General features: G+C 74.1%; 1 protein-coding gene. It reads left to right on the top strand.

The features are described 5' to 3' along the window. A partial coding sequence (locus SB751_RS36085) for an alpha/beta hydrolase (protein ID WP_410749737.1) occupies window positions 1-228 on the top strand: 228 nt, incomplete at both ends.

Genomic DNA, 228 nt, shown 5'->3' with positions numbered 1-228 from the left:
CTGCAGGACGCCGCGCAAGTGGTGGCCTGGACGCAGCAGCACATCGGCGCCTATGGCGGCGACCCCGGGCGGGTCTTCGTAGCCGGCCACAGCGCAGGCGGCTACATCGCCGCCATGCTGGCGCTGGATGGACGCTGGCTGCGCGGGGCGGGCACGGCGCCCGCCACCCTGGCGGGCTGGATCGGACTGGCCGGCCCGTATGATTTCCTGCCCATCGTCGCGCGCGAC

It is taken from the genome of Cupriavidus sp. SIMBA_020 (assembly GCF_046535395.1).
GTDB classification, from domain to species: domain Bacteria; phylum Pseudomonadota; class Gammaproteobacteria; order Burkholderiales; family Burkholderiaceae; genus Cupriavidus; species Cupriavidus campinensis.
Note: the sequence above shows the minus strand (reverse complement) of the source record. Positions and strands in the feature narration are given on the sequence as shown.